At 71.6% G+C, this 989-nt stretch carries 2 protein-coding genes; both read left to right on the top strand.

Going from position 1 to position 989, the window contains the following annotated elements; all coding sequences use genetic code 11:
- Nucleotides 1-79 precede the first annotated feature (79 nt).
- The gene (locus tag D7X96_RS39110) at nt 80-640 is read left to right on the top strand and encodes a transposase (RefSeq protein WP_121770417.1); all 561 of its coding nucleotides are present in this window, start codon (nt 80-82) and stop codon (nt 638-640) included.
- Nucleotides 637-989, top strand: a 353-nt coding sequence (locus tag D7X96_RS39115; protein WP_147468525.1) for a helix-turn-helix domain-containing protein, incomplete at its 3' end; no start/stop codon positions are given. The genes D7X96_RS39110 and D7X96_RS39115, both read left to right, overlap by 4 nt.

Below are 989 nucleotides of genomic sequence, written 5' to 3' on the forward strand. Positions count from 1 at the left end.
CCCCCAGTGTCAGCGTAGTTGTCGCCTCGGCTGAGCAGCCGAGGTGACCACCTTGAGCGGGGCGAGCAGGAAAACGACGGTGCCGTACACGGACGCATTCAAGAGTCAGATGGTGAAGCGGATGCTGGGGCCCCCAGCGATGACGGCGACAGAGCTGTCGAAGCAGGTGGGCGTGACGCAACCGACCCTCTCGATGTGGCTACGGGAGGCGCGTAGGGTGGCGGCCGCCATGCCCGACGAGAAGCCCGTCCCCGCCGCCCCGAAGAAGTGGACTGCCCAGCAGAAGCTGCGCGTGGTGGCCGCGGCCCACGGCCTTGAGGACGAGGCCCTGGGCGCGCTGCTGCGGCGCGAGGGGCTGCATGAAGGCGAGCTGCGTGCATGGCGGGACGCCGCCGCTGGAGCGCTGGAGCCAGGCGCGGAGGCAGCTGCCTCGGGGCCTCTCACGGCGGGCCAGCGCAGGCGCCTGGCCGCGAGCGAGAAGCGGGTGAAGGAGCTGGAGCGGGAGCTGCACCGCAAGGAGAAGGCCCTGGCGGAGGCTGGGGCGCTGCTCTTCCTCGAAAAAAAACTTCAGGCGATGGGCTGGGACGAGGGCCGCCGGGGCGGCGAGGACGACGCACCGGACGAGCCGAGCGAGAAGTGACGCTGGCCCTGGTGGACGAGGCCATGAGGCGGGGCGCGACGCTGGAGGCCGCCTGCGAGCGGCTGGGACTGGTGCCGCGCACGGTGCAACGCTGGAGGCGTCCCGCGACGGCGCAGGACAGGCGCTGCGGACCTCGGACGTCTCCGGGCAACCGACTCACGCAGGCCGAGCGCCAGCGCATCCTCGCGCTCGCCAATAGGGAGGAGTTCCGGGACATGAGTCCCAAGCAACTGGTGCCGGCCCTGGCCGACCGTGGGGAGTACCTCGCCAGCGAGTCCAGCTTCTACCGCGTGCTGCGCGAGGCGAAGCAACTGGCCCACCGCGGACGCGCTCGCGCGCCTGTCGCGCG

Origin of the sequence: Corallococcus interemptor, assembly GCF_003668875.1 — a bacterium.
GTDB lineage: Bacteria > Myxococcota > Myxococcia > Myxococcales > Myxococcaceae > Corallococcus > Corallococcus interemptor.